The sequence below is a fragment of the Pseudomonas persica genome (assembly GCF_900291015.1).
Lineage (GTDB): Bacteria > Pseudomonadota > Gammaproteobacteria > Pseudomonadales > Pseudomonadaceae > Aquipseudomonas.
The window spans coordinates 134,794-152,055 of record NZ_OLKL01000020.1 but is presented as its reverse complement, the minus strand read 5'-3'; the positions used below and the strand labels follow the sequence as shown (position 1 = coordinate 152,055).

General features: G+C 63.7%; 17 protein-coding genes. 10 read left to right on the top strand and 7 right to left on the bottom strand.

Translation table 11 applies throughout. The features are described 5' to 3' along the window. Nucleotides 1-128 precede the first annotated feature (128 nt). The 3 genes from dusA (at nucleotide 129) to FQ664_RS10950 (ending at nucleotide 4,620) form a co-directional block, all read left to right on the top strand. Nucleotides 129-1,139, top strand: coding sequence for a tRNA dihydrouridine(20/20a) synthase DusA (gene dusA / locus FQ664_RS10970; RefSeq protein ID WP_144171934.1), 1,011 nt, complete (start codon nucleotides 129-131; stop codon nucleotides 1,137-1,139). A 502-nt stretch (nucleotides 1,140-1,641) separates the two neighbouring features. Beyond that, nucleotides 1,642-2,568: a transaldolase gene (tal, locus tag FQ664_RS10955; RefSeq protein WP_144171932.1), complete on the top strand. Its 927-nt coding sequence runs from the start codon at nucleotides 1,642-1,644 to the stop codon at nucleotides 2,566-2,568. 201 nt (nucleotides 2,569-2,769) lie between these two features. Beyond that, the gene (locus FQ664_RS10950) at nucleotides 2,770-4,620 is read left to right on the top strand and encodes an alkaline phosphatase D family protein (protein ID WP_144171931.1); all 1,851 of its coding nucleotides are present in this window, start codon (nucleotides 2,770-2,772) and stop codon (nucleotides 4,618-4,620) included. A 140-nt stretch (nucleotides 4,621-4,760) separates the two neighbouring features. Here FQ664_RS10950 and rssC read toward each other — a convergent pair whose 3' ends face one another. Continuing rightward, a complete protein-coding gene (gene rssC, locus FQ664_RS10945) occupies nucleotides 4,761-5,243 on the bottom strand; it encodes an anti-sigma factor antagonist RssC (protein ID WP_013971741.1) in 483 nt (160 codons plus the stop codon). Continuing rightward, nucleotides 5,240-6,424: a two-component system response regulator RssB gene (rssB, locus tag FQ664_RS10940; protein WP_063914082.1), complete on the bottom strand. Its 1,185-nt coding sequence runs from the start codon at nucleotides 6,422-6,424 to the stop codon at nucleotides 5,240-5,242. Before rssB ends, rssC begins: the two co-directional genes overlap by 4 nt. Nucleotides 6,425-6,705: 281 nt before the next feature. Between rssB and FQ664_RS10935 the strand changes: the two genes are divergently transcribed. Then, nucleotides 6,706-7,005 carry a PilZ domain-containing protein gene (locus tag FQ664_RS10935; RefSeq protein ID WP_144171930.1) on the top strand — a complete coding sequence of 100 codons (300 nt, stop codon included), beginning with the start codon at nucleotides 6,706-6,708 and terminating at the stop codon, nucleotides 7,003-7,005. Nucleotides 7,006-7,142: 137 nt separating this feature from the next. Here FQ664_RS10935 and FQ664_RS10930 read toward each other — a convergent pair whose 3' ends face one another. Then, nucleotides 7,143-7,850, bottom strand: a complete 708-nt coding sequence (locus FQ664_RS10930) for an MlaA family lipoprotein (RefSeq protein WP_144171929.1) — start codon at nucleotides 7,848-7,850, stop codon at nucleotides 7,143-7,145. A 201-nt stretch (nucleotides 7,851-8,051) separates the two neighbouring features. Between FQ664_RS10930 and FQ664_RS10925 the strand changes: the two genes are divergently transcribed. Together FQ664_RS10925 and FQ664_RS10920 are read left to right on the top strand one after the other, a co-directional pair. Continuing rightward, nucleotides 8,052-8,618 carry an HAD superfamily inactivated hydrolase PcrP gene (locus FQ664_RS10925; RefSeq protein ID WP_144171928.1) on the top strand — a complete coding sequence of 189 codons (567 nt, stop codon included), beginning with the start codon at nucleotides 8,052-8,054 and terminating at the stop codon, nucleotides 8,616-8,618. A 122-nt stretch (nucleotides 8,619-8,740) separates the two neighbouring features. After that, nucleotides 8,741-9,004, top strand: a complete 264-nt coding sequence (locus FQ664_RS10920; protein WP_087503311.1) for a DUF4404 family protein — start codon at nucleotides 8,741-8,743, stop codon at nucleotides 9,002-9,004. A gap of 104 nt (nucleotides 9,005-9,108) precedes the next feature. On the opposite strand, the gene queF is transcribed toward FQ664_RS10920, so the two are convergent. Beyond that, nucleotides 9,109-9,939 carry an NADPH-dependent 7-cyano-7-deazaguanine reductase QueF gene (queF, locus tag FQ664_RS10915; protein WP_144171927.1) on the bottom strand — a complete coding sequence of 277 codons (831 nt, stop codon included), beginning with the start codon at nucleotides 9,937-9,939 and terminating at the stop codon, nucleotides 9,109-9,111. 264 nt (nucleotides 9,940-10,203) lie between these two features. Between queF and cinR the strand changes: the two genes are divergently transcribed. Continuing rightward, entirely contained in the window at nucleotides 10,204-10,884 is a 681-nt protein-coding gene (cinR, locus tag FQ664_RS10910; protein WP_144171926.1) for a two-component system response regulator CinR, read from the top strand. Continuing rightward, nucleotides 10,881-12,233 carry a heavy metal sensor histidine kinase gene (locus FQ664_RS10905; protein WP_144171925.1) on the top strand — a complete coding sequence of 451 codons (1,353 nt, stop codon included), beginning with the start codon at nucleotides 10,881-10,883 and terminating at the stop codon, nucleotides 12,231-12,233. The genes cinR and FQ664_RS10905 overlap by 4 nt, the downstream gene beginning before the upstream one ends. Nucleotides 12,234-12,557: 324 nt before the next feature. Here the strand turns inward: FQ664_RS10905 and FQ664_RS10890 are convergent, their stop codons facing one another. The 3 genes from FQ664_RS10890 to FQ664_RS10880 all read right to left on the bottom strand — a co-directional run bounded on the left by FQ664_RS10890 (nucleotide 12,558) and on the right by FQ664_RS10880 (nucleotide 15,802). Continuing rightward, on the bottom strand, nucleotides 12,558-13,799 hold the full coding sequence (locus FQ664_RS10890; RefSeq protein ID WP_144171922.1) for a lipoprotein-releasing ABC transporter permease subunit: 1,242 nt from the start codon (nucleotides 13,797-13,799) through the stop codon (nucleotides 12,558-12,560). A 61-nt stretch (nucleotides 13,800-13,860) separates the two neighbouring features. Next, nucleotides 13,861-14,544, bottom strand: a complete 684-nt coding sequence (lolD, locus tag FQ664_RS10885) for a lipoprotein-releasing ABC transporter ATP-binding protein LolD (protein WP_169774647.1) — start codon at nucleotides 14,542-14,544, stop codon at nucleotides 13,861-13,863. 7 nt (nucleotides 14,545-14,551) lie between these two features. After that, entirely contained in the window at nucleotides 14,552-15,802 is a 1,251-nt protein-coding gene (locus FQ664_RS10880; protein WP_144171921.1) for a lipoprotein-releasing ABC transporter permease subunit, read from the bottom strand. Nucleotides 15,803-15,895: 93 nt separating this feature from the next. Between FQ664_RS10880 and FQ664_RS10875 the strand changes: the two genes are divergently transcribed. Further along, on the top strand, nucleotides 15,896-16,480 hold the full coding sequence (locus FQ664_RS10875; protein WP_144171920.1) for a PilZ domain-containing protein: 585 nt from the start codon (nucleotides 15,896-15,898) through the stop codon (nucleotides 16,478-16,480). Nucleotides 16,481-16,511: 31 nt separating this feature from the next. Next, on the top strand, nucleotides 16,512-17,234 hold the full coding sequence (locus FQ664_RS10870; RefSeq protein ID WP_144171919.1) for a glycerophosphodiester phosphodiesterase: 723 nt from the start codon (nucleotides 16,512-16,514) through the stop codon (nucleotides 17,232-17,234). Nucleotides 17,235-17,262 lie beyond the last annotated feature (28 nt).

Here is a 17,262-nt window from a genome sequence, read left to right as displayed (position 1 = left end):
CTTGGTAAACTAGCTGACAGCCCAGACAAACGCAGATCCTTTTTGTTGCCGGCATTTACTACGCCGCCCCTGCAATTGGCTACAACGCCCCAAAAATCCAGAATTCGGTACTGAAAACGTTGAACGATATGACCACTGAACCAGGCTCTAACCCAGCAACCACGCAACCTGAGCCTTCCCGTCGTTTCAGCGTTGCACCGATGATGGACTGGACAGACCGCCACTGCCGGTTCTTCCTGCGCCTGCTCTCCAAACAAACCCTGCTCTACACCGAAATGGTCACCACCGGTGCCCTGCTGCACAACGATGCCCACCGCTTCCTGCGCCACGACGTCTCCGAGCACCCGCTGGCGCTGCAACTGGGCGGCAGTGAGCCGGCCGACCTGGCCGCCTGTGCCCGCCTGGCCGAGGAAGCCGGCTACGACGAGGTCAACCTCAACGTCGGCTGCCCGAGTGACCGGGTGCAGAACAACATGATCGGCGCCTGCCTGATGGCCCACCCGGCGCTGGTGGCCGATTGCGTGAAAGCCATGCGTGACGCGGTATCGACCCCGGTGACGGTGAAGCACCGCATCGGTATCAATGGCCGCGACAGCTACGCCGAGCTGTGCGACTTCGTCGGCCAGGTACGCGATGCAGGCTGCCGGAGCTTTACCGTGCACGCGCGCATCGCAATTCTGGAAGGGCTGTCGCCGAAGGAGAACCGTGAGATTCCGCCGCTGCGCTATGACGTGGCGGCGCAGTTGAAGGCGGACTTCCCGGACCTGGAGATCGTGCTCAACGGCGGGATCAAGACCCTGGCCGAATGCCAGGCGCACCTGGAAACCTTCGATGGGGTGATGCTGGGGCGTGAGGCGTACCACAACCCTTACCTGCTGGCCGAGGTGGACCAGCAGCTGTTCGGCAGCGAGGCCGCGGTGGTCAGCCGCAGCGAGGCGCTGGCGCAGTTGCGGCCTTATATTGTCGCGCATATGGAAAGTGGTGGCGCGATGCACCACGTCACCCGGCATATTCTGGGGCTGGCCCAAGGCTTCAAGGGGGCGCGGCGCTTCCGCCAACTGCTGTCGGCGGATATTCACAAGGCGGCGGAGCCGTTGGCGGTGTTCGACCAGGCGGTGGAGTTGTTGCAGGGGCGGTGATTTGGCAGGCGGGCGTAATCGTCGGCAAGCCAGCCCCCCGCGAAGAAGGCAACGCGGTGCATGGCACCGGCTTCGCCGGTGTTCGCGGGTAAACCCGCTCTCATAGAACTGCACATAACTCGTTGAATTAGCAGGGCCCCTGTGGGAGCGGCTTTAGCCGCGAACACCGGCGCAGCCGGTGCCATGCACCGCGTTGGATTCTTCGCGGCTAAAGCCGCTCCCACAGAATGCACGGACCGCTTGCGAATTCAGTTCTCTATGCGACAGCGCAGCCCAAAGGGCTGGGCCATCTCCCACAGGAATCGCGCAAACTTCCGGATTTTGTGTAAGCCAGTTGTATCCACAGCGGCCCTGGCAAGCACATGCGGAACCTCGTGACGGCTTGAGACTCGAATCTTCACCTCTCGTACCGCCCTTCGCGGGCAAGCCCACTCCCACAGGCCCTTGAGTGGCCGTCGGGGCTCGGGTAATGTCGAGTCATTGCACAGGACAGAGCACGCCCATGACCTCCAAGCTGGAACAACTCAAGCAGTTCACCACCGTGGTCGCCGACACCGGGGACCTGGACGCCATCACCCGCCTGAAACCGGTCGATGCCACCACCAACCCGTCACTGCTGCTCAAGGCTGCGGCCATCCCGGGCTACGCCGAGCTGCTCAAGCAGGTAAAGGCCGATGCCAAGGGTAATGTCGACCTGGCCTGCGACAAGTTCGCGGTGGCCGTGGGCTCGGGCATTCTCAAGGTCATCCCGGGGCGTATCTCCACCGAGGTGGATGCCCGCCTGTCGTTCGATGAACCCGCCCTGCTGGCCAAGGCGCGCAAGCTGATCGAGTTGTACGAAGCCGCCGGTGTTGGCCGCGAGCGCGTGCTGATCAAGCTGGCCGCCACCTGGGAAGGCATCCGCGCCGCCGAAAAGCTGGAGAAGGAAGGCATCCAGACCAACCTCACCCTGCTGTTCTCCTTCGCCCAGGCCCAGGCCTGCGCCGATGCCGGGGTGTTCCTGATTTCGCCGTTCGTGGGCCGTATCTACGACTGGTACAAGAAGAGCACCGGCAAGGAATTCGTAGGTGCCGAAGACCCGGGCGTGCAGTCGGTCACCCGCATCTACAACTACTACAAGGCCAATGGCTACAACACTGTGGTCATGGGCGCCAGCTTCCGCAATATCGGCCAGATCGAGCAGCTGGCCGGCTGCGACCGCCTGACCATCAGCCCAGAGCTGCTGCAGCAGCTCAGCGATGACCAGGGCGACCTGCCGCAGGTGCTGAAGCCAGGCAATGCCGGCGAGCCCAAGCAGCAGCTGAGCGAAAGCCAGTTCCGCTGGGCCATGAACGAAGATGCCATGGGTACCGAGAAGCTGGCCGAGGGTATTCGCCAGTTCGCGCGGGACCAGGAAAAGCTGGAGAAGTTGATGGCTGAAAAGGCCTGATACATATCGGGATTGCCTGACGGGCGGGAAGTGTTCAGCATTTTCCGCCCGTTTTGTTTCCCTGGCCTTAGTTGTGTATTGAATTCCAGGGCCTCTTCGCGGGTAAGCCCGCTCCCACAGGTACGGCGCCACCTTCAGACTTGTGGGTATTCCTGTGGGAGCGGGTTTACCCGCGAAAAGGCCCGATAACCCGAGCTGTCGATGACCTCCTCTAGCGCATTACCCCTCGTACTCGCCGGCCCGGTACTGCGCCGCCTGGAAGCCCAGCGCCTGGCCATCTGGCTGGTCGCCACGCAACCGCTGCAACCCGAATTCATCTTCCCGGCAAGCGAGGCCCAGGTCGATTGCCAGGTGGTCGCGGTGGGCCAGCACGCCTTCATCCACCTGCTGGACATCCACTTCACCCACCCCCTGCCCTGCAACCAGCTGCTCGACTATGACCTGCTCGTCAACGGCCAGGGCATCGTCGACTGGGCGCCGCACCTGCTCTACCCCGGCGCCCGGCGCCCAGGCCTGGTACTGCGCGATCGGCTCGACCACCTGCTGCACGGTTCGTGCCGCAAGCCGCATTATCCGGCCGCCGACGGCCTGCTATGCGCCGACCGCCTGCTGCAGGCCTGCGAAAAACCCGCAGAGCGCCCCGCCGTGCTGTTGATGACCGGCGACCAGGTCTATGCCGACGACGTCGCCGGCCCGATGCTGCGCGCCATCCACAGCCTGATTGCGCGCCTGGGCCTGTTCGACGAGCAACTGGAGGGCGCGGTGGTACCCGACAGCCAGGCGCTGTACCAGCACCCGGCCTGCTATTACCACCGCGCCGACCTGCTGCCGGCGCAGGAACGCAACGAAACCCTGCGCGAGCGCTTTTTCGGCGGCAAACGCAAGCCGATCTTCTCGTCCAGCAATGCCGACAACCACCTGGTGACCTTCGCCGAGGTCATGGCCATGTACCTGCTGGTGTGGTCACCGCTGCCCTGGCAGCTGGTCAACCTGGACATGCCCAACGGGCTCACCGCCCCGCGCCAGACCCGTTACCGGGAGGAGCTGCCGCTGATCCAGGCGTTTGCCGGCAACCTCGGCCAGGTGGCGCGGGTGATGGCCCACCTGCCGTGCCTGATGATCTTCGACGACCACGACATCACCGACGACTGGAACCTCTCGGCGCAGTGGGAAGAAACCGCCTACGGCCACCCCTTCTCGCGGCGGATCATCGGCAATGCCCTGCTCGGTTACCTGCTGTGCCAGGCCTGGGGTAACGACCCGCAGGGTTGCAAGCCACTGCTCGGGCAATGCCAGGCGTTGAACAGCCAGACCCAGGATGAGCTGATCGGCGCCCTGCTGCGCTTCCAGGGCTGGCAGTTCAGCCTGCCCAGCAACCCGCCCTTGCTGGTGCTGGACACCCGCACCCGTCGCTGGCGCAGCGAAAGCAGCCTGGCCAAGCCGTCCGGCCTGCTCGACTGGGAGGCGCTGAGCGAGTTGCAGCAAGCACTGCTGGACCACCCGTCAGCGATCATCGTGTCGCCTGCGCCGATTTTTGGCGTGAAACTGATCGAGACAGTGCAGAAACTGTTCAGCTGGCTGGGCTACCCGCTGCTGGTGGATGCCGAGAACTGGATGGCCCACCGCGGTGCGGCGCAGGTCATCCTCAACATCTTCCGCCACTCGCGCACGCCGGGGCACTACGTGGTGCTGTCCGGCGATGTGCATTACTCGTTCGTCTATGAAGTGCTGATCCGCCACCGCCAGCGCAGCCCGCACTTGTGGCAGGTGACCAGTAGCGGGATCAAGAACGAATTCCCACGGCGCCTGCTGGATGTGCTCGACCGGCTCAACCGCTGGCTGTATGCGCCGCGCTCGCCACTCAACTGGTTCACCAGGCGGCGGGAAATGGAGGTGGTGCCGCGTACGCCCAGCCATAGCAAGGCGGGCGAACGGTTGTGGAATGGGGCGGGGTTGGGGCAGGTGTTCTTCGATGAACAGGGGCGGCCGACGCGGGTATATCAGCTGGATGCGGGTGGGGGTGAGGCGACCGAGTTTGCGCGGCGGGAGTGATTGGGCAGGTAATGCTTGTGTAGGCCTTGCCGGCCTCTTCGCGGGTAAACCCGCCCCCACAAGTACAACTCCGCTTTCAGAACTGTGGAGATCCCTGTGGGAGCGGGTTTACCCGCGAAGAGGCCGGAGCAGGCTAAAGATCAGGTCCGCTCCAGCGCATTGACCAGGTCATGGAAAGCTTCGCGGTTGGAGTCATTCAGGCCCATGAGGATCTTGTGCGCCTCCAGCACCTTGGAGCGCACCACGTCTTCGTTCTGGTCCTGGGACGGCAGATCGGTCAGGCATTCCGGGCACGGAATCGGGCGATCGACAATGTTGAACACCTGATCAAAGCCCATCGACTGCAGCAACCGGGAAATGTCCGGGTTGGTGGTAACCACGGTCGGCAGCAGGCCCACCTTCTGGCGCGACAGGATCGACAGCTTGGCCAGCAGGCCCAGGGTGGTGCTGTCGATACTCTCGGTTTCGGTCAGGTCGATGACAATCGCCGAGAAGTTCAACGCGGTGAAAATCTTCTCGATCGTCGCATCCAGCGCCGAACACAGGGTCAGGCGCACTTCACCGACGAATTTCAGGACGAAGGTACCGCTCTGCTCGGCGAACTGGATTCTACCGGTACTCATTGAAGGTTCCTGCTCAATACCAATAGGGCGATATCATCCGGCATCTCCCCAAGCGTAGCCAATCCAAATCGTTGACGCAGCCCATCCAGGCTGCCACCTGCGGCCCTGACGATTTCCGGCAGGGCGGCTTCTTTATCTTTGAGCGTGTCACCCGGCAAAAGGTCCAGAATGCCATCGGACATCAGGCTGAGGCTGAACTGCGGCGGCAACTCCACCACCAGGTCCTGGTAGGTAGCCTCGTCGAACAGCCCCACCGGCAGGCCGCGGCCTTCCAGGTAGCGGGTGTGCTCAGGGGTGTGCAGCACCGGCAGCGGCAGATGGCCGCCAACGGCGTAGGTCAGCAGGCCGGTGTCTTCGTCGATCACCCCGCCAACCATGGTCACGTGCTTGCCCAGCTTGCAGTTGATCAGCCCGCGGTTGATGTGGCTGAGCACCTGTGAGGGCTTGAACTCGCGCATTTTGCTGCCGCGCTTGAATTCGAACAACAGCCGTGTGGTCATGAACTTCAGCAGCACAGTGACGAACGCTGACGAAGCGCCATGCCCGGAGACATCGGCGAGATAGAAAGCGATGCGCCGCTCGTCCACACGGAAGTAATCGGCAAAATCACCCGACAGGTACAGCGACGGGATAATCTGGTGCTCGAAGGCGAACTCGCCGGCGACCCAAGGGCTTTCCGGCAGCATGTTCATCTGCACCTGACGACCGGCGGTCTGGTCCTCCTGCAGCAGGTGCAGGCTGGCCTCCAGTTCGCGGTTGGCGGCTTCGAGCTTGTCACGGTAGCGCTGGTTTTCCAGCACCAGGCGCGAACGGTCGAGGGCACGGCGCACCGAATGTTCGAGCACGGCGAGGTCTTCCAGCGGCTTGATCAGATAGTCGGCGGCGCCCAGGCGCAACGCTTCCACCGCATCGCTCATGACGCCGGCACCGGACACCACGATCACCGGCAACTGCGGGGCGCGCTCGCTGACCTGGCGGATCAGTTCGAGGCCGCCCATCTGCGGCATGCGCAGATCGCAGATCACGAGATCGGGCTGGTGTTCTTCGAAGACCTGAAGCCCCTGCTGGCCATTGCCGGCCTGGAGGACGCTGAAGCCACTGTCTTCAAGATAGGCGGCGAGGCTTGCACGGACCACGTCGTCGTCATCGATGATCAGCAGCGTTGCACTGGTTTTCTGCATGTGGGCGAACGGCGCCGATTTGGGTTGGTGCAGCGGTGTCGGCAAGGCAGACGGCCAGCTACGGGAATTCTTTGTGGTCACACTCTACTTGAGTTGTAGGACAAGAACACCTGTCCGGCAACTGTCCGGCAACTGTGAGAGCTACCTTGTAAGGCGCAGACGGTACTCCCATCCGGCAGGCGTTTCAAGCATGCAAGGGTCGACCTCGCCGCACTTTACAGGGCAAATCACCGGGAGTTATAAGAAACTCGACCAGCGCAACCCGACGGGAAGGATGCAGCATGCCCCACACGCCCTCCAGCCATGGCGAGAAACGCGATTTCATCCGCATGCGCATCGACACCGAGGTCAGCCTTTTGCACGAAGGCCAGGTGATCGCTGCGGTGTGCCTGGACCTGTCCAGCAGCGGCATGCAGGTGCAGGCACCGCAGCGCTTCCAGGTGGGGGATCAGATCGAGGTGCGGATCGACTCCGAGCACCCGGCACTGAAGGGGCTGCACGCCAGCACCGCGGTGGTGTGGATCGCCGACCAGCCGGGCGGGCAACAGAAGTTCGGATTGCGGATCCTGGCGATGCACTGATTGGCCCTGTGGGAGCGGCCTTGTGTCGCGAAAGGGCCGCAAAGCGGCCCCGGCAATGCACGCGGGGATGCTGAGTCAGGGGGCTGCTACGCAGCCCTTTCGCGACACAAGGCCGCTCCCACACGGACCGCGCAGGATCAGAAGTCGTCTTCGACTTCGCCATCCTTGACCTTGAACTCGCGGTTCTGCAGGTAGGCATTGCGAATGAAGATGTACTTGTCACCCTGGATCAGCTTCTCGGCCGACAGCAGGTCGGCGCGGGTGTCGATGATGTCCAGGGCGAAGATCGAGTTGCGCGTCGGCACATGGTCGATGTAGCGGTAGGGTTCGGTGTAGGTGTCCGGGTACTTGGCCACGCCGTCACGCACGGTGCTCGGGCCCAGCAGCGGGATGACCACGTACGGACCACTCGGCACGCCCCAGTAGCCGAGGGTCTGGCCGAAGTCCTCGTCGTTGCGCTGCAGGCCCATCCTGGTGCCGACGTCGAAGAAGCCGCCCAGGCCGAAGGTGGTGTTGACGATCAGCCGCGCAGTGTCCACGCCCGCCGCATGGGGCTTGAACTGCAGCAGGTCGTTGACCAGGTTGGTAACGTCACCCAGGTTGCGGAAGATGTTGTGGATGCCATCTTCGAGAAACTGCGGGGTGACCGCCTGGTAGCCCTTGGCCAACGGCTTGAGGGCATAGGTGTCGAGGGCATCGTTGAAACGGAAGATCGGGCGGTTGACCGCTTCCCAGGGATCTTCCTCGGTGGCGGCCTGGGTGGCTGCCACGGGCGCCAGCAGCATGCTGGCGCAGACACAGGCCTGGGTGACTCGTTCGATCACACTGGCACCGATCCTACGCATAGGTGTTTCTCCATCGAATTTCTCGGCCGCAAGCGCAAACGGGTCGCGCTGCTGTACGGCGGCAGTATAGAGGCTTGCGGGCTGATAAACAGCTTTACACATCTCTGCTCAATAATTTGTGAACAACTGTTGCACGGCACCCGCCGTCACAGGCTGGTAACAATCGCCGAATAGCCTGCGGACTATTTGAGGGAAGTTGCCATGGACGCTGCACCCGCCTTCACCGCTGTGCTGTTTGGCTTGCGCGGCTGCCTGGTGCAAGCCGCCAATGGTGGCGCCCCCTCGCCTGCCCCCGGGGCACTCGCAACCCTCGCCAGCCTGCGCCAGCGCCAGGTGCCATGCATCTGGCTGGATGATCTCGACGCCACCCAAAGCCAGCGCCTGGCCCACGTATTGCCCGCCTGGCTGCCGGGGCATTCGGTGAACGGCGTACGCTGGCCGGCACCGAACGCCTGCTGGCAGGCTCTGATGACGCTGGACAGCGAACGCCTGGACGGTTGTGTGCTGGTCAGCGGCGACCCACGCCTGCTGCAGTCTGGCTTGAACGCGGGGTTGTGGACGGTGGGGCTGGCCGCCTGCAGCCCGTTCTGCGACCGCAGCTCGCGGCAATGGCAAGCCATGCCCCCACAGGAGCAGGACCTGGCCCGTGGCAAGGCGACGCTGGAACTGTTCAGCCTGGGTGTGCACTCGGTGATCGACCACCTGGAAGCGCTGGACACCTGCCTGCAGGACATCGCCCAGCGCCGACGCAAGGGCGAAAAACCCTGACACAGCACCTTTGACGCGGATCATGCAAAGCAACGGCAGGTGGATTACGCTGAAGACAGGCCAGAACCTTTGCCGCTTCGCTGAGGTCCATGGTTTGCCAAGCCATTGATGGAGAACTGCCAATGCCTGCCCGCGAATTGCAAGAGCGCCTGAACAGCTTGCGCGAGCAACTGGAACGCAACGTGCCGCTTTCGGACGAAGAACTGGCCGCGCTACACGAAGAAGCGCGCCAGATCGAGGCGCAACTGAAGCTTGAAGAAGCCACACCAGACCATAACCTGGTGGACGGCGTGAACCTGGCGATCGAACGCTTCGAGGCCGACCACCCCGACCTCACCGCCACCCTGCGCAGCATTGCCAACTCGCTGCACAGCATGGGCATCTAATCTGCCCCGAGCCCTCTGTGGGAGCGGTTTTACCCGCAAATTCGTCGGTGGCATCACCACTGCATTCGCGGGTACACCCGCCCCCACAGGGTCCTGTTTCAGCCTTACTGGCGAACCAGGCGCGTGTTATCAGGGCTGATCACCCCAGTGCTGCGATACGGGTTGATATCCAGCCCACCCCGGCGCACATAGCGTGCATACACCGTCAAATGCTCCGGCTGCAGCAGGTTCTTCAAGTCCAGGTAGATCCGTTCCACACACTGCTCATGGAAGTCGGCATGCTGGCGGAAGCTGATCAGGTAGGTCAGCAGGCTGGCGTGGTCCAGCGCCCTGCCCTTGTACTCGACCACCACGCTGCCCCAGTCCGGCTGGCCGGTGACCGGGCAGTTGGACTTCAACAGATGGCTGTGCAGGGTTTCTTCCACCAGCCGCTCCGGGTTGCAGTGCAGCAGCTCTGGCTGCGGCTGTTGGTAGTTGCTGATGGCAACGTCCAGCACATCGATGCACTGCCCTGGCAAGGCCACCACGCCTTGGGCCTCGACCTCGGCCAGGGTGCGCACCTTCACGCCAACCGGCTTGCCGGCGGCGGCGGACAGGTCTTTCTCCAAGCACGCCAGCAGCTCACCCAGCGAGGCGAACACCGTCTGGTTCAGCGAGTTCAGGTACAGTTTGAACGACTTGGACTCGATGATGTTCGGCGAATCGGCGGGGATGGCGAACTCGCCGATCGCCACCACCGGCTTGCCCGACGGCAGCAGCCAGCTCAGCTCGAAGCAGTTCCAGTAATCCACACCCTGCCAGGGCAAGGTCTGGGCGGTAACACCCAGCTCGGCCCACTTGGCGGTACGCGGAATGGGGAACAGCAGCTCCGGGGAGTAGGTGGCAATGTATTCGCTGGACTTGCCCAGCGGGGAATGTTCGGCAGCGGGATGCATGGAAACTGACCTGAAGGTTCGAAATTGCCCCTAGTCTACCGGTTTTGCACCTCGCCTTGGAGCGCAAGTCAGCAGGATTACAACTTCGTCAGTTTGGGGCGAGCGGGCGCATCGTCACGTATCATCTCGGCATCACTCGTTCCCTGTAGGGGCGGGTTCACCCGCGAATACCGACAAAGCCGGTGCCATGCACCGTGTTGAATGCTTCGCGGGTAAACCCGCTCCCACAGGGCTTCGCGCCGCCTGCTGGAGTCAAGTCCCCCAATGAAACTGCTGATCGTCGAAGACCAGGCCCGTACCGGCCAGTACCTGAGCCAGGGCCTGAACGAGGCCGGCTTCGCCACCGAACTGGCCACTGATGGCGAGACCGGCCAGTTCCTCGCCCTGACCGGTGAGCACGACCTGCTGATTCTCGACGTGATGCTGCCCGGCCGTGACGGCTGGCAAATCCTCCAGGCCGTGCGCCAGGCCGGCCTGGACACCCCGGTGCTGTTCCTCACCGCCCGCGATGCTGTGGAAGACCGGGTACACGGCCTGGAACTGGGCGCCGATGATTACCTGGTCAAGCCGTTCGCCTTCTCCGAACTGCTGGCCCGGGTGCGCAGCCTGCTGCGCCGGGGCACCAGCCCCAGCCAGGACACCACCCTGGGCCTGGCCGACCTGCGCCTGGACCTGATCCGCCGCCGCGCCGAGCGCGCCGGCCAGCGCATCGACCTGACCGCCAAGGAGTTCGCCCTGCTTGAACTGCTGCTGCGCCGCCAGGGCGAGGTGCTGCCCAAATCGCTGATCGCCTCACAGGTGTGGGACATGAATTTCGACAGCGATACCAATGTGATCGAAGTGGCGATCCGCCGCCTGCGCCTGAAGATCGACGACCCGCACCCCAACAAGCTGATCCACACCGTACGCGGCATGGGTTATGTACTCGAAGAGCGCGCGCAGTGATGCGCCGGGTCTCCCTCGGCAGCCGCCTGGCCCTGCTGTTCGCCGCCTGCACCGCCGCTGTCTCGCTCGGCGCCGGCCTGATATTCAGCCGGGCCAGCGAGCAGCACTTCGTCGAACTGGACCAGCAACTGCTGGACTCGCGCCTGTCGCTGTTCCGCACCCAGCTGGCCGGTATCGCCACCCCGGCCGAACTGCAGGCGCGCCTGCCCGCCCTGCGCGATGAACTGGGCCATCACGCCGACCTGGCCCTGCGCATCAACGGCAACGACGGCGCCACCTGGTTCGAAAGCCGCACTGGCTTGCCCCAGGCACCGCTGCCCGACGGGCTGGCAACCCTGCATGCGCAAGGCACCGACTACCGGGGCCTGGCCGTACACCTGGCGCAAGGCGCCCCGCAGTCGCCACAACTGACCCTGTACCTCGACATCACCCACCACCAGCATTTCCTGCAAGGCATGCAACGGCTGATCTGGCTGACGGTCGGCCTGTCGGCACTGACCACCGCGCTGCTCGGTGCCTGGGCAGCACGCCGCGGGCTGCGCCCTTTGCGGCAGATGGGTCAGGTAGCCGCCAGCGTATCGGCCCGCTCGCTCACCACCCGCCTGCCGGTGGCACAGATGCCCGAAGAGCTGGCCGAGCTGGCCGGCAGCATGAACGCGATGCTGCAGCGCCTGGACGATGCCTTCCAGCGCCTGTCGGCATTCTCTGCCGACATCGCCCACGAACTGCGCACGCCGCTGTCCAACCTGCTGACCCACACCCAGGTCACCCTCACCCGCCCGCGCAGCCTCGAAGAGTACCGCGAGGCCCTGCACGGCAACCTCGAAGAGCTGCAGTGGATGGCGCAGATGATCAACGACATGCTGTTCCTGGCCAAGGCCGACCATGGCCTGCTGGTGCCGGGGCAAACACCGCTGGTGCTGCATGACGAGGTGGATGCGCTGATGGAGTACTACGCGCCGCTGGCAGAGGACAGCGGTGTGCAGATGCTGCGCGAGGGTGAGGCGCTGCTGCAGGGCGACCGGCATATGCTGCGCCGGGCGCTGTCCAACTTGCTGGACAATGCCTTGCGCTTTACCCCGGCGGGTGGCCAGATACGGGTGACCTTGGGACCAGGGCCGAGGATTGGTGTGGCCAATACCGGGGCGGCTATCGAAGCGGCTGCGTTACCGCGGTTGTTCGACCGCTTCTACCGGGTCGACCCGGCACGGCGGGAAGGCAGTAGCGAGCATGCCGGGTTGGGGTTGGCGATTACCCGGTCGATCGTGCAGGCCCATGGCGGGCACATCAGGGCGGAGTGTGCGGATGGCTGGACGCGATTCGTGATCGAGTTCACTGAAGACCGGTGATATCAGGCTGGCGCGATCCCTGTGGGGCGGGTTTACCCGCGAACACCGGCAAAGCCGGTGCCAGACACCGCGGTGCCTGCTTCGCGGGTAACCCCGCTCTCATAGAACTGCACATAACTCGTTGAATTAGCAGGGCCCCTGTGGGAGCGGCTTTAGCCGCGAACACCGGCGCAGCCGGTGCCATGCACCGCGTTGGATTCTTCGCGGCTAAAGCCGCTCCCACAGGATGCACGGACCGCTTGCGAATTCAGTTCTCTATGCGGCAGCGCAGCCCAAAGGGCTGGGCCATCTCCCACAGAATCCCTCAGTAACCTGAAGCAAACATCAGACAGCCAGGCCAATCGCCGGCTGCACCTGCGATGCCCGATAAGCCGGGTAAATGGTCGCCAGGAAGCTCATCACCAACCCGGCAGTGCAGATGATCGCCACATCACCCCACTGCAACTGCGACGGCAAGCTGCTGACGAAGTACACATCCGAAGTAAAGATGTGCTGCCCGCTCACCCGCTCCAGCCAACCGACGATCTGGCTGACGTTGAATGCCGCAATCACCCCCAGCACGCCACCGATCAGCGTACCGACAATGCCGATCAGGCTGCCCTGGACCATGAACGTGCCCATGATCTGCGCCGGCGTGGCACCCAGGGTGCGCAGGATGGCGATGTCCGGCCCCTTGTCGTTCACCACCATCACCAGGGTGGCGATGATGTTGAACGCTGCCACCGCAATGATCATCATCAGCAGCAGGCCGATCATGGTCTTTTCCATCTTCATGGCGCTGAACAGGCTGCCTTGGGTATGCGACCAGTCATCGGCACGGTAGGCATCGCCCAACCCGGCAGCGATAGCCTTGGACACCAGCGGCGCGGCATACAGGTCGTGCAGCTTCAGGCGCACGCCTTGCACCTGGCCCGGCGCCCAACGCTGCATGGCGCCAGCATCGGCCACATGAATGTAAGCCTGCGAGCCATCCAGCTCGGCGCCGACTTTAAAGATGCCGACCACGGTCAGGCGCTGCATGCGTGGGGTGATGCCGCCCGGCTCCTTGCTGATTTCCGGCACGATCAGGGTCAGTTTGTCGCCGGTGTTCAGGCGGAAGCGCCGCGCAGTCAGCTCACCGATGACCACGCCGAACTCACCCGGCTGCAAGTCCTGCAAGCGGCCCTGGACGATGTGCTGGCCGACGATCGAAACCTTGCCCTCTTCGGCCGGGTCGATACCGCCGACCTGGATCGGCTGCATCGCGCCCTTGTACGACAGCATGCCTTCCATTTCGGTAATCGGCGCCGCCGCCATCACCGCCGGGTCGCGCATGGCCGCATCGGCCACCTTGTGCCAGTCGTCCAGCGGCTGCACGCCGAGGATGGCGGCATGCGGCACCAGGCCGAGGATGCGCGAGCTCATTTCGCGCTGGAAACCGTTCATCACCGACAGCACCACGATCATCGCCAGCACGCCCAGCGACAGGCCGATCATCGAGGTCATCGAGATGAACGAGATGAAGTGGTTGCGGCGCTTGGCTCGGGTGTAGCGCGCGCCGATGAAGATGGGCAAGGGTCTGAACATGTACGAAAACACCCAAAGAAAACAGGAAAACGGGGCGGCACCAGCCACCCCGTGCAGTCGATCAGATCGCCACCAGGTGGCCGTCGTCGAGCTTCAATACTCGGTCCATCTGGCGCGCCAGGTTGAGGTCGTGGGTGACCACCAGGAACGCCGTGCGCGATGCGCTGGACAGTTCCTGCATCAACTCCTGGATGCCCTGGGCAGTGTGGTGGTCGAGGTTGCCGGTCGGCTCGTCGAGCATTACCAGGCCGGGGCGATTGACCAGTGCCCGGGCAATCGCCACCCGCTGGCGCTCACCACCGGACAGCTCGGCCGGCTTGTGGTTGAAGCGGTGGGCCAGGCCCACGCGCTTGAGCAGCGCCTCGGCACGCTCACGGGCCTCGGGGATGGGCGTGCGACCGATCAGCAACGGCATGCACACGTTCTCGATGGCAGTGAATTCCGGCAGCAGGTGGTGGAACTGGTAGACAAAACCCAGTTCGCGGTTGCGCAGCAGGCCACGGGCACGCTCGCCCAGTGCCGACAGCTCCTCGCCGGCCAGCCAGACGCTGCCCTGGGTCGGCCGGTCGAGGCCGCCCAGCAGGTTGAGCAAGGTACTCTTGCCCGAGCCGGAGCTGCCCACGATGGCTACCCGCTCACCGGCATGCAGCTCGAGGTTGAGCCCGGACAGCACCTGCACCGACTCCGGACCCTCGTCGTAGGACTTGCCCAGGTTGCGGCAACTCAAAACGGCTTTATCACTCATGCGCGACTCACTCATAACGTAGCGCCTCTGCAGGCTGGGTGCGGGCCGCACGCCAGGCCGGGTACAGGGTGGCGAAGAAACTCAGGACCAGCGCCGCACCACAGACCATGTACACGTCCTGGGCCTGGATCTGCGACGGCAGGTAATCGATGAAGTACACATCGGCGTTGAGGAACTTGTGCCCGATCAGTTTCTCGATGCCGGCGATCACCGCGCTTACATTCAGCGCGGCGACGATCCCGACCACGGCGCCGATCAGGGTACCGATCACCCCGATCACCGTGCCCTGGACCATGAAGATGAGCATGATCTGCCCCGGCGTGGCGCCCAGGGTACGCAGGATGGCGATGTCGCCACGCTTGTCGTTGACCACCATCACCAGGGTGGAAATGATGTTGAACGCCGCCACCGCCACGATCAGCAGCAACAGCAGGCCGATCATGGCCTTTTCCATGCGGATCGCCTGGTACAGGTTGCCATGGGTACGGGTCCAGTCACGGCTATAGAACTCCTGGTCACCCAGGCGCTGGGCGATGTCCCAGGCCACCCGCGGCGCCTGGAACAGGTCGTCGAACTTCAGGCGCAGGCCCTGTACCTGGTCGGGCTTCCAGCGGTGCAGGCGGGACAGGTCGCTGATGTTGGTCAGCCCCAGGTAGCCGTCGATCTCGCCCGCGCCCACGTGGAAGGTGCCGACCACGGTGAAGCGCTTCATGCGCGGGAACATGCCGGCCGGGGTCACACTGACCTCGGGGGCGACGAAGGTGAGCTTGTCGCCAATGCCCACGCCCAGCTTGGCCGCGGCCTTGTCGCCGATCATGATGCCCCATTCGCCCGGTGCCAGCTGGTCGAGGCGGCCTTGCAGGACGAACTTGTCGATGATCGACACCTCGCGCTCGCGGGCCGGGTCGATGCCGTTGAGCAGCACCTTCTGCACCTTGCCTTCATGGGTCAGCAGGCCCTGCATCTGGGTGAAGGGCGCAACCGCCACCACCTGGGGATTCTGCTTTACTTGTTGGGCAAGGGTCGGCCAGTCGGCAATGGGCTGGCCGCTCTCCAGCGTGGCATGGGGGATCATGCCCAACACGCGGGTGCGCATCTCGTGGTCGAAACCGTTCATGACCGACAGCACCACGATCATCACCACCACGCCCAGGGCGAGGCCGATCATCGAGGTCAGGGAAATGAACGAGACGAAGTGATTGCGACGTTTGGCACGGGTATAACGCGTGCCGATGAATGCGAAAAGAGGTCTGAACATGTCGGGGCTTGTTCGGATGAAAGGGAACGTCCTTGTGGCGAGGCGCCTACGGCGGCTTTACACTCGGACCACCGCCGCTACCTTGGGTTCGCCATGACGACATTAGACGAAGAAGATCGCCGCGAATACTACCGCATCGAAGATCGGATCGCACTTCAAATCAGCCCCCTCAGCGCGGCCGAAGCCCTTGACCCAGATGTGTTGCAAGATGATTCGCCATTATTCAACCTGCTCAGCGAGCTGCACCTGTCCGACTTCGAGTCGCAGCACCTGCTGCGCCAGCTGAGCGAAAAGGACCGCACCCTCGCCGCCTTCCTGCGCGCGCAGAACAAACGCCTCGACCTGCTTAGCGCGGTGGTTGCCCAGACCCTGATCGGCGAAGTTGGCCAGCCCCAGCCGGTGATCATTTCCGAAGGCGGCATCGAATTCACGCAAGCCACAGCGGTTGCCCCCGGCACCCGGGTGAAGGTGAAGATGGTGCTGATGCCGCGCGCCCATGGCCTGCTGCTGCGCGGCAAGGTCACTCATTGCGCCCCGCACCCGGAGGGCGGCTTCGAGCTGGGCACCGAATTCATCGACATGACCGACGCCCAACGGCAACTGCTGGCACGCTACATCCTGCAGCGCCAGCAGCAACAACGGCGCCAGCAGCTGGAACAGAACGACCCGGCCTCCTGAGCCCATTTTTCTCTGATTTGAAGGAACGAACGTGACCCTGATCTACGGCCATCGCGGTGCCAAGGGCGAAGCGCCCGAGAATACCCTGAAGAGCTTCCAGCAATGCCTCGCCCATGGCGTAACCCGCTGCGAGCTGGACCTGCACCTGTCGGCCGACAACGAGCTGATGGTGATCCACGACCCCACCCTCAAGCGCACCACCGGCAAACGCGGCAAGGTGGTCGAGCACCCGGCCGCCGAACTGGTCAAGATCGATGCCCGCAAAGGTGGCCCGGGCCATGTCCAGCGGTGCCCGATCCCTAAACTGGAAGAACTGTTCGAGAAATGCCCGTTCGAGCACTGGCAGCTGGAAGTGAAAAGCGCCTCGCGTACCCGTGCCGCCACCACCGTGCTGGCGATCCGCGAACTGGCCCAGCAGTACGGCCTGCTGGACAAGGTGACCATCACCTCCAGCTCACGCGAGGTGCTGGGTGCCGCCCTGGAGCTGGTGCCGGACGTCAAACGCGGTCTGGTGGCCGAATACGCCTGGCTCGACCCGTTGAAGGTGGCACAGAACTACGGCTGCGAGCTGCTGGCATTGAACTGGACACTGTGTACCCCCGAGCGCCTGCTGAAAGCCCAGAGCCAGGGTTTGCACGTGTCGGTGTGGACGGTCAACGAACCGGCACTGATGCGCCGGCTCGCTGATTTTGGCGTGGACAGCCTGATTACAGACTTTCCCGGTTTGGCCAAGACCACCCTCGGGCAGGGTTGAAATCGGTCTCTCCGACCGGCTCAGGCCA

Coding starts and splice junctions, on each gene's coding strand:
- FQ664_RS10880 (WP_144171921.1), bottom strand. CDS start 15,802: ATGTTCAGACCTCTTTTCGCATTCATCGGCACGCGTTATACCCGTGCC.
- FQ664_RS10920 (WP_087503311.1), top strand. CDS start 8,741: ATGCCTGCCCGCGAATTGCAAGAGCGCCTGAACAGCTTGCGCGAGCAA.
- cinR (WP_144171926.1), top strand. CDS start 10,204: ATGAAACTGCTGATCGTCGAAGACCAGGCCCGTACCGGCCAGTACCTG.
- lolD (WP_169774647.1), bottom strand. CDS start 14,544: ATGAGTGATAAAGCCGTTTTGAGTTGCCGCAACCTGGGCAAGTCCTAC.
- rssB (WP_063914082.1), bottom strand. CDS start 6,424: ATGCAGAAAACCAGTGCAACGCTGCTGATCATCGATGACGACGACGTG.
- FQ664_RS10875 (WP_144171920.1), top strand. CDS start 15,896: ATGACGACATTAGACGAAGAAGATCGCCGCGAATACTACCGCATCGAA.
- dusA (WP_144171934.1), top strand. CDS start 129: ATGACCACTGAACCAGGCTCTAACCCAGCAACCACGCAACCTGAGCCT.
- FQ664_RS10925 (WP_144171928.1), top strand. CDS start 8,052: ATGGACGCTGCACCCGCCTTCACCGCTGTGCTGTTTGGCTTGCGCGGC.
- tal (WP_144171932.1), top strand. CDS start 1,642: ATGACCTCCAAGCTGGAACAACTCAAGCAGTTCACCACCGTGGTCGCC.
- FQ664_RS10930 (WP_144171929.1), bottom strand. CDS start 7,850: ATGCGTAGGATCGGTGCCAGTGTGATCGAACGAGTCACCCAGGCCTGT.
- rssC (WP_013971741.1), bottom strand. CDS start 5,243: ATGAGTACCGGTAGAATCCAGTTCGCCGAGCAGAGCGGTACCTTCGTC.
- queF (WP_144171927.1), bottom strand. CDS start 9,939: ATGCATCCCGCTGCCGAACATTCCCCGCTGGGCAAGTCCAGCGAATAC.
- FQ664_RS10950 (WP_144171931.1), top strand. CDS start 2,770: ATGACCTCCTCTAGCGCATTACCCCTCGTACTCGCCGGCCCGGTACTG.
- FQ664_RS10935 (WP_144171930.1), top strand. CDS start 6,706: ATGCCCCACACGCCCTCCAGCCATGGCGAGAAACGCGATTTCATCCGC.
- FQ664_RS10890 (WP_144171922.1), bottom strand. CDS start 13,799: ATGTTCAGACCCTTGCCCATCTTCATCGGCGCGCGCTACACCCGAGCC.